The following is a 7,425-nucleotide window of genomic DNA, read 5'->3' as shown; positions in this document are numbered from 1 at the left end:
CCCGGACATGCCATCCATGCCCGACATGCCGCCCATGCCGTCCATTCCGGACATGCCGCCCATGCCGTCCATGCCGCTCATGCCGTCCATCCCGGACATGCCCTCTGCGGATGCGACCGAGACGATGGCGCTGGCGCACAGGATCGCAGCCAGTCCGACCTTCATCGATTTCCTCATCCCTAATACTCCTCTCTCTTGTTCCAGGTCCCGAACGCTTGCGGGAACCCCTTGCCACCCCAGTCCGAAAGGGCCGGGATCATTCACCGCCATGCCAGTGGCGGATGTCGTACGGGCCGGTCATGCCCGGATGGGTGAAAGGCGAGAACCAGGCGCCCTGGTCTTCCAGGAAGCGCAGGCTGGCCGGATAGGGCTGGTCCACGCCGGTAAGTGCCAGCGCATACCAGGCCGCATCCTTGACCATCTCGGCGATGACCGGGGCGCCAGCAGGCCGTTCCCACGGCGCCGTTCCCGCCACCGGAAGATCCTGCCCGGGCGCCGTGCTGGCCCAGACGGACAGGCAAGCGGTCAGCAGGATCGTCGGATGGCGCATGGCTTCCCCCAGTCAAATTCGGAGCACTCCCGGTTCACCGGCTGCATCTGCAACCGAGAGCAGAGCGCTCCGCCAGCCGGAATGCTAACAAAGTGCTGGGATAAATGTCAGTGTTTTCTGTGGGTTAGACAGGAAGAAGCCCGCTGGAGAGGTGCCAGTTTGGCAGGCGCCGCAAGGATACGTCCGAAATGCACGATCTTACCGGACGGCGTTTCTGACAGTTTGGCAGTCGGCCCGCCAAAAGCCTGTCATGCGACATATTGTCCTTGCTGGGCGCAGAGAGCATGCCGCGTGCCAGTCTGGACTGCCAGATTGCGGAATCGTCGGAAAGCGCGGGGAATCGCCCCGGTCAGTCCAGCGGGCGGGCTTCGGAGACCAGCATCACCGGGATGCCATCGCGCACCGGAAAGGCCAGATGCGCGGCCTTGGAGATCAGTTCCTGCCGGTCGGCATCCCAGGTCAGGACGGCATGGGTGACCGGGCAGACCAGCGCCTCAAGCATGCGGCGGTCGGGAACGACGACACCGGTCATTGCAACACCTCGTCCGCGCTGCCGCCCCGCAGGGCAAATTCGATCAACGTCACCAGCGTTTCGCGCCGGGTGCCCAGGTCGGGCGCCTCAAGCAGGGCCTGTTTGTCCTCGGGCGAGAAGGGCGACAGCATGGACAGCGAGTTGATCAGCAACTCGGTCTCGGCCTCTTTCAGGCTGTCCCAATCGGCCGAAAGCCCCTCGGCGGTGAAGAACCGTGCCAGAAGCTCCAGAAATGCCGGGCGGTCAAAGCGCGGGTCCTCTTCGGCCTGACCAAGGTCGCGGGTGAAGGAGGCCCAGTCGACCGCGCAGCGGCGATAGGGGGTAAAGCCCTGAACCTCTTCACGAATCCGGAACCGGCTGATGCCGTAAAGCGTGATCATGTAGCGCCCGTCCTCGGTTTCCGAGAACGAGGTCAGCCGGCCGACGCAACCGATGGATTGCAGGCGGGTTTCGCCGCCCGGCGTCTCGCGCGGTTGCACCATGCCGATCAGGCGGGTCTTGGTCTTCAGGCAATCCTCGACCATCGCCAGGTAGCGTGGCTCGAAGATATGCAGCGGCAACCGGCCCCGGGGCAGCAAGAGCGCCCCGGGAAGCGGGAAGACCGGGATCGTCTCGGGAAGGTCAGCGGGCCGGATCATGGGAGGTAATCTAGTCCGCCCGGACGATCAGGCAAAGATCATCGACGACAGGCGGCGACGGCCTTTCAGGACGATGGGATCCTGCGGCTTCAGCGCCTCGAAGATGGTCATCAGCTGCGCCTTGGCCGCGCCGTCGTTCCATTCGCGGTCCCGCCGGAACAGTTCCAGCAGCTGATCCACGGCCTCTTCGGTCTTGCCGGCCGCGTTCAGCGCCACGGCAAGGTCGAAGCGGGCCTGATGGTTGGCGGGGTCGGCGTCGACCGCCGCGCGCAACTCGGCCTCGGGGCCGGCGTTGGCCGCCTGCCGGGCCAGTTCGATCTGCGCCTTGGCTGCCTAAAGCTCCTTGGACTTGGCGACCGCAGCGGGCGCGGCAGTGGCGAAGGCCTCGGCCTGATCCAGATTGCCGGCCGCCAGATGGCAGCGCACGAGGCCCGCATAGGCAGCAGCGTTCTCCGGCTCTTCGCCGAGGATGGCGGCAAAGGTTTCCGAGGCATCGGCCAGCGCGCCCTGCTCCAGCATCTCTTCGGCCGCGGCGAGGGCATCGGCCAGCCCACCGTCGCCGGCCATGGCCGCCAGTTTGTCGACGAACTTCTTCACCTCGGAGGCCGGCAGCGCACCCTGGAAGCCATCGACCGGCTGGCCCTGGAAGAAGGCGTAGACCGTCGGGATCGACTGGATGCGCATCTGCGCCGCGATGGCCTGGTTGCGATCGACGTCAATCTTGACCATGCGCACCTTGCCCTTGGCGGCGGTCACCGCGGCCTCCAGCGCCGGGCCAAGCTGTTTGCACGGGCCGCACCACGTGGCCCAGAAATCCACGATCACCGGCACGTCGCGGCTGGCTTCGACCACGTCGGCCATGAACGTCGCCTCGGTGCCGTCCTTGATCAGGTCGCCAGCGGGGGCTGCGGTGGGTTCGCCAAGTCCTAGGCTCTAGACTCATTGATTGTCAAAGCCAGAACATGACGGTTGCGGCGAGGGCGACGGCGGAGAGGAAGGTCTTGGCGCACCTGTCGTAACGGGTGGCGACCCTGCGCCAGTCCTTCAACCGGCCGAACATGATCTCGATCCGGTTGCGGCGGCGATAGCGCCGCTTGTCGTAACGGACGGCTTTGCCGCGCGACTTCCGGCCGGGGATGCAGGGGCGTATCCCCTTGTCTTTCAACGCATCCCGGAACCAATCGGCGTCATAACCCCGGTCTGCGATCATCCAGTCGGCGGCTGGCAGACTGCCCAGCAGGGCGGCGGCACCGGTATAGTCGCTGACCTGTCCTGCGGTCATGAAGAACTTCAGCGGACGACCCTTGGCGTCCGTGACGGCGTGCAGCTTGGTGTTCAAGCCACCCTTCGTGCGCCCGATCAGACGCCCGCGCTGGTCGTCGGGCCCCCCTTTTTCGCCCGCAGGCTCGAAGCCGTGCGGTGCGCCTTCAGGTAGGTCGCATCGATCATGATGGTCTTGTGCTCGGTGCCTTCGGCGGCCAGACCCTCCATCATCCGGGCAAACACCCCCATGTCGCCCCACCGCTTCCAGCGGTTGTAGAGGGTCTTGGGCGGTCCATACTCCCGAGGCGCATCGCACCATCGCAAGCCATTGCGATTGATGAAGATTATCCCGCTCAGAACCCGCCGATCATCAACCCTGGGCTTGCCATGGCTCTTCGGGAAAAACGGCCTCAGCCGCTCCATCTGCTCGTCCGTCAGCCAGTAAAGATTGCTCATCGTCACCCCCGTCAGTTCGGGGCCTTGAATCACGCAGCAACGGCAGCCTCAAGCAGATCAATGGGTCCTGACCCTAGCCGCGAGCTCGGGCGATCGACAACAGCTTATGAGAGCATCGCGGCTCTTGTCGTTCAGCGTTGTGGGCGTAGCAAACTATGCCAGCCGCTGAGTGAAGCTCGGCTGTGGACTGAGGCGCGTCATTTAAAATCAATGACTTAGGGTGGAGAAGGTTCGACGTCAGGCCCATCCCCTCCGCCATTATCTTGTAGCGAACCCGAGATGAGGCTCCCGTTGGGGGCCTTTTTCTTTTTGTTTCAAAGGCGTTTAGCCGAGGCAGCCGAACCTCGGAGACTGGCGCCGGGTCCAATTTCCGTCTCTGCACGGCCCTCCGTCTCTAACCGAGCGAACGTAGTTGGGTCCGGTTCGGTCAATGAAAGCACAGTTTTCTCAATCGCCTGGCTTATGGCTCCACCTGATGGGTTTCCGGCGCTTGCGTCGGCAGGCGGGCCGAGAGAGACAGCCCGTGGTGGGCATAGTGCTGTGTTTCGATGCGAGCGTCTGGGTAAACCCACACACCCTCAATGGCGTGTCGGCTTGGCCGTGCCTACCGTGCCCATCAGCTGCCGCCGAGCGCGTGTGCAGTCCAGAACGACGCGATTAATCTCGGTATCCGCGATCCGGGTCATTTCCCGCAGGTGCTTCATCGTCGTGGCGATTTCGGATGACTCCGCAGGCTTGGCGGCATCGCTGGCGACCTCGTGGATGCCAGCGAATAGGGCGCGCATCTCACCGAGGATGTCGAGCGAGGCGGATGCCTTCTGTGGCAGGTCGAGGACTTCCGCGCCGTTGAAAAGCCCCTCGACGAACCCGTCGAGTTCCTGCCGACGTATCAGCGCCAATCCTGCGAGCCCGACCCTGCTTTCCTGCACCGTGGGTCGAACCAGGCGGAAGGGCTCGCTGCGCCTCTGGTGACGCGTGAGGGAGTTCCAGAGGCCATTTACGAGCACGCCGATCAGCTCGTTGACTGCATCGAGGCATTCGAACTCGGGAAGTTCGCCGCCCCACAGGTTCTTCACGACGGCGATCGGCGAGGCCGACATAGATGGCGTCGCAATATTTCCCAGGAATCGTGTTCTGACTTCGTGAAACGGAACCGGGCACGCGTAGGCTTCGAGTAGAGCGCGGACCTTTTTCTCGTCAACGGCAGGCGGCGGTCTTTTAGCAAGAGACATGAAGCGACGGCTCACTGTTCGAGTGCGACCCGTTCTTTATGCCTTGACGGCGTTACGTGCGCCATCCCTCCAAGCGCGGTCGGCTCAATCGAAAACGCGCCGCATCTGCTCCGCCCATGGTCGGTCGGCGACAGCGACAAGGTCGTTCAGCGAAAGCGCCGGCGGTACGCGCCTGATGACGAGGTGTTCGAGCACCTCCGGCGACAGATAGGCGAGCCGCATCATGCGGCTCACGAACCGGTCGGAGACCTTTTCGGCCGCGGCGATATCCTGAATGGTGGAAGCGGCACCGGATTCCAGCTGCCGCCGCCAGTTCCAAGCGCGGGCGATGGCGCGCAGCACATGCGGATCCTGCGCCCGCCCATCCCGTAAGGTTACCTCGTCGGGCGGCAAGATCTTCGGCCGCCCATTGCGTTTGCGGATCGTCAGGGGGATGACGACCCGGATGGTGTTCGTCGAGTCGGTCATGCGTGGGCCTCCGTCTGGCGGGGGGCCATCATTTCCCGTAGGACCGAGCCCAGCCCCTCATGGCGCAGATCTACGGCGATGCCGTCTTCGCCGACGGTCACCCGCTCGACCAGAAGCTGGACGATGCGGGTCTGCTCCGCCGGATAGAGCGCCGCCCAGAGCTGATCGAACTCGCCGAGCGTCTGGACGACCGCCTTCTCATCGACAGTCGGACTCTCTTCGCGAAGGGCCTTGATCGTCCGCGCCGCGATCTCGGGCGCGCGGATCATACGGCGGATTTCGCCGACGACGGCGTCCTCGACCATGCCGGCGGGCAAGCGCAGCGGGCCGGAAGTCTCGCCGGTGGGGCGGTTTCGGATCAGGTCCATCGACGCGTAGTAGCGGTAGAGGCGCGTGCCCTTCTTCGTCGCCGTCGGCGTCATCGCTGTGCCCGTCTCGGTGAAGATGATCCCTTTCAGCAGGGCCGGCGTCTGGCGGCGGGTGTTCTTCGCCCGCAGGCGCGGGCTCTCCTGCAGGATGCTGTGAACCTTGTCCCAGAGGGCCTGATCGATGATGGCCTCGTGCTCGCCGGGATAGGCCGTGCCCTTGTGCACGGCTTCACCAAGGTAGACCCGGTTGTTGATCAGTTTGTAGAGGAAGCCCTTGTCGATCGGCTTGCCGCGCTTGTTCAGCACGCCTTCAGCCGCGAGCGCTTTCGCCAGCGTCGTGGCGGAGCCGATGGCGACGAACCGCTCGAAGATCATCCGGACCGTCGCGGCCTCGGCCTCGTTGACCACCAGCTTGCGGTCACGCACGTCGTAGCCCAGCGGGACGTGACCGCCCATCCACATGCCGCGCTTGCGGGATGCCGCGACCTTGTCGCGGATGCGCTCGCCGATCACCTCCCGCTCGAACTGCGCGAAGCTGAGGAGGATGTTCAGGGTCAGGCGGCCCATCGAGGTCGTGGTGTTGAACGACTGCGTGACCGAAACGAAGGTCACCTGATTGCGGTCGAAGATCTCGACCAACTTGGCGAAGTCCATCAGCGAGCGCGACAGCCGGTCGATCTTGTAGACCACGATCACATCGATCAGACCGGCTTCGACGTCCTGAATGAGACGCTTCAAGCCAGGGCGCTCCAGCGTGCCACCGGAGAAGCCGCCATCGTCGTAGCGTTCGCGAATGGTGGCCCAGCCTTCCGCCTTCTGGCTCGTCACGAAGGCCTCGCAAGCCTCGCGCTGGGCGTCGAGGCTGTTGAACTCCATGTCGAGCCCTTCCTCGCTCGACTTGCGGGTATAGATGGCGCAGCGCTGGCGGCGCGGCATGATCGCGACGGCTTCCTGACGGCTCATAGATCGTCCCTCCGGGCCTCACGTAGGCCGAAGAATCGGTAGCCGTTCCACTGCGTGCCGGTGATCGCCCGCGCCACCGCCGACAGCGACTTGAACTTGCGCCCCTGCCAGTCGAAGCCGTCCTTCATCACCGTGACGGTGTGCTCCACCCCATCCCATTCACGCACGAGGCGGGTGCCGACCACCGGGTTGCGGGGATCCGCGATGATCGTCTTGCGCCCGACCCGGCCCTCGATTTCGTCCGCCAGCAGTTCCAGCGTCCGCCGCGTTTCGCGGGCCAGCCCGCCGAGGGTCAGTTCCTGGATCCGGTAGCCAAGCCTCAGCTCAAGGTAACTACGGCTGTTGTTCGGTGCAGGCGTGCCGAAGAGGCTTTCCCACTTCGCCTTCAGCTCGACCACCGTCATTCGCTTCAGCGCTGCAAGCTGCGTGACCACGCTCGCGTCCGCCGCATCGCCGTTGCCCGGTTGCCATGGCGCAGCGTCAGTCTTTCTCTTTGTTCCTGGCATTATTGCCCTCCAACTCGGTTGCTCGGTTTGCGACGACCAACACGGCGTTTGAGGGCGAGAATGTCGAATGAACTGTCTTCGCCAGGTGCAGATAAAGAACTGGACTGTTCCGGCAGGATACGCCTCAGCCCCGCGGCAAGAATCTGCGCGAGTTCATCGAGGCGTTCGCCCGCCGACAGACGGACGGGCAACAGAGGGTTCGGACCGGATCGGGCGTCTTGCATGAGACCGTTCGCAACAGAAGATGATTGGCGAAACGGTAGTCGCAAAACGAAGATATGCAATTAGATTCAATGACTTATCGCGTTTCGGCGGAATCATTAGAAGTAGAGCGAAGCCGTTCGTCAGTGAGAACGGCGGTGAGAAATTAGGCCACGGAAGCGGCGGCATGGAGCTGCTGCGGGCGGCGTAAAAGTCGTCCACCTTTTCCCTTTCTGCGACAGCAGGGA

The 7,425-nt window shown here is 63.9% G+C and carries 8 protein-coding genes and 1 pseudogene; all 9 read right to left on the bottom strand.

Annotated elements, in window-relative coordinates; genetic code table 11:
• Window positions 1-256 precede the first annotated feature (256 nt).
• The 9 genes and pseudogenes from ACDP63_RS23715 to ACDP63_RS23675 all read right to left on the bottom strand — a co-directional run bounded on the left by ACDP63_RS23715 (window position 257) and on the right by ACDP63_RS23675 (window position 6,976).
• Window positions 257-550 carry a hypothetical protein gene (locus ACDP63_RS23715; protein ID WP_409928753.1) on the bottom strand — a complete coding sequence of 98 codons (294 nt, stop codon included), beginning with the start codon at window positions 548-550 and terminating at the stop codon, window positions 257-259.
• Between the two features lie 349 nt (window positions 551-899).
• Window positions 900-1,082 (bottom strand): Trm112 family protein, encoded by a 183-nt coding sequence (locus tag ACDP63_RS23710; RefSeq protein WP_310455575.1) that lies wholly within the window; start codon window positions 1,080-1,082, stop codon window positions 900-902.
• Window positions 1,079-1,720, bottom strand: a complete 642-nt coding sequence (locus tag ACDP63_RS23705) for an LON peptidase substrate-binding domain-containing protein (RefSeq protein WP_310455577.1) — start codon at window positions 1,718-1,720, stop codon at window positions 1,079-1,081. Before ACDP63_RS23705 ends, ACDP63_RS23710 begins: the two co-directional genes overlap by 4 nt.
• Before the next feature lie 27 nt (window positions 1,721-1,747).
• Window positions 1,748-2,611, bottom strand: a pseudogene (trxA, locus tag ACDP63_RS23700) (thioredoxin).
• 58 nt (window positions 2,612-2,669) lie between these two features.
• A protein-coding gene (locus tag ACDP63_RS23695; RefSeq protein ID WP_310455579.1) for an IS5 family transposase occupies window positions 2,670-3,439 on the bottom strand; the annotation gives its coding sequence in 2 pieces (ribosomal slippage) (window positions 2,670-3,103 and window positions 3,103-3,439; 771 coding nt in all).
• Between the two features lie 578 nt (window positions 3,440-4,017).
• Window positions 4,018-4,539: a hypothetical protein gene (locus ACDP63_RS23690; RefSeq protein ID WP_409928752.1), complete on the bottom strand. Its 522-nt coding sequence runs from the start codon at window positions 4,537-4,539 to the stop codon at window positions 4,018-4,020.
• Window positions 4,540-4,755: 216 nt separating this feature from the next.
• Complete coding sequence (locus ACDP63_RS23685; RefSeq protein WP_409928751.1) at window positions 4,756-5,139, bottom strand: hypothetical protein; 384 nt, start codon at window positions 5,137-5,139, stop codon at window positions 4,756-4,758.
• Complete coding sequence (locus ACDP63_RS23680; protein ID WP_409928750.1) at window positions 5,136-6,470, bottom strand: recombinase family protein; 1,335 nt, start codon at window positions 6,468-6,470, stop codon at window positions 5,136-5,138. The genes ACDP63_RS23685 and ACDP63_RS23680 overlap by 4 nt, the downstream gene beginning before the upstream one ends.
• Entirely contained in the window at window positions 6,467-6,976 is a 510-nt protein-coding gene (locus ACDP63_RS23675; RefSeq protein ID WP_409928749.1) for a DUF2924 domain-containing protein, read from the bottom strand. Before ACDP63_RS23675 ends, ACDP63_RS23680 begins: the two co-directional genes overlap by 4 nt.
• Window positions 6,977-7,425: the final 449 nt, after the last annotated feature.

It is taken from the genome of Paracoccus sp. P2, from assembly GCF_046335115.1.
Taxonomy (GTDB): Bacteria; Pseudomonadota; Alphaproteobacteria; order Rhodobacterales; family Rhodobacteraceae; genus Paracoccus; species Paracoccus pantotrophus.
Note: the sequence above shows the minus strand (reverse complement) of the source record. Positions and strands in the feature narration are given on the sequence as shown.